Here is a 1623-nt window from a genome sequence, read left to right on the forward strand (position 1 = left end):
GCACACGCTCCAGCGTCCGGATCTGTAACGGCGTTGCCAGTCCGGCGTCCATACGCTTAAATAAGCGATTAAGGACAACGGAGGCCGCGCCTTTACATGAATTGCCAGCCGGATCAACGCCCATTTTTTGCAATGTTTGCGCTTGCTTTTCCGTAACCGGTTCACGCTCCCACGCAAAGTCGGGTTCATAATCGAGCAGCATGCCGCCGCCGATAGAAAATTCAAATTGCATAACATTGACCGTCTTGCCTTTTTTCGTGCGGTTTTCTTCCAACAGATTTTTCATTGCCTGTTCGCGCTCTTTGACAATATCGCGATCGACTTCGTCGGCAAGCTCCAACAGGTCAAGCTGTTCTCCGTCCGCATCGGTAAGTTTTTGCGTGATTCGCGCCAGTTTTTCTTCTTTGTCGGCGACAATGTCAGCCGGTCGGCATAGTTCCATTCGCCCCGACTGCCACAAGAAGTCCAGCAATAATAAATCTTTTTTGTTCGGTGCCGGACGTGTTCCCCGTCCCACCATTTGCACGTAAAGGCTTCGGATCTTAGTTGGCCGCAAAATGACAATGCAATCTACGGCCGGACAATCCCAGCCTTCCGTCAACAACATAGCGTTACATAGTACGGAATATTTACCGCGTTCAAAATCGCGGATAATCTCCGCACGGTCAGCCGATTCGCCGTTCACTTCCGCCGCGGCTATGCCGATATCCTGTAACGCTTTTACCATCTTTCGACTTGTTTCAATGAGTGGCAAAAACATTACTATTTTGCGGTCAGGGCAAAGCGGTTTGACTTCCCGCGCGATCTCCGACAAATACGGTTCAATCGCGTGTCCGCTATCGCCGGCCGCATAATCGCCGCCGGACTTGCCAACTTGACTGATGTCAATTTTTAGCGGTATTTGTTTTGCGATAATCGGCACGAGATAGCCTTGATTAATCGCCGTAATGGTCGAATATTCAAAGGCTAACGAATCAAATATTTCGCCTAATTTCTTTTTGTCGCCGCGATCCGGTGTCGCCGTTACGCCTAAATATTTCGCTTGGAAGTGGTCAATAATACGTCGATATGTGGGACTTAGCGCATGATGCGCTTCATCAATAATGACCGCGTCGAAATGGTCAGGTTCAAATGCTTGCAAACGACTTTCTCTTGATAGCGTTTGTACGCTTGCAATGGTGATCGGCGCCATACTGTGAAGGCTCGTTTGCGTGCCTTTTTCAAGCGCCGTCATGCACCCTGTCAGCGTTTCAATCTTTTCCGCCGCTTGATTCAACAATTCTTCACGATGCGCAAGTACCAGCACCCGCTTGCCGGCTGCTACAATGCGCCGTACAATTTCGGAAAAGATTACGGTTTTGCCTGTTCCGGTCGGGCAAACGAGCAATGTTTTCAGTCGCCCGTCCGCCCATTCCGTGAACACTGCTTTCACCGCTTGTTCTTGGTAGTCGCGTAACTGCATAATCAGAACGGCGGGTTCGTGTTATCGGCGGCCGCCTTAACAAACGCCAGCAGTTCTTTATCATTCGGCGCGAGATAGCGGGCAATCTCATTGCGCCACCGCGTTTGTCCGTCGCGGTTTGTATATGCTTTTTTCTCTACCTTCACATAGCCGCTTTTACC

General features: G+C 50.2%; 1 protein-coding gene. It reads right to left on the bottom strand.

Annotated elements, in window-relative coordinates:
* Positions 1 to 1462, bottom strand: a 1462-nt coding sequence (locus tag KH813_RS06620; protein ID WP_303994550.1) for a DEAD/DEAH box helicase, incomplete at its 3' end; no start/stop codon positions are given.
* Between the last annotated feature and the right edge of the window lie 161 nt (positions 1463 to 1623).

It is taken from the genome of Negativicoccus succinicivorans (assembly GCF_018373335.1).
In the GTDB taxonomy this organism is placed as follows: Bacteria; Bacillota; Negativicutes; order Veillonellales; family Negativicoccaceae; genus Negativicoccus; species Negativicoccus succinicivorans_A.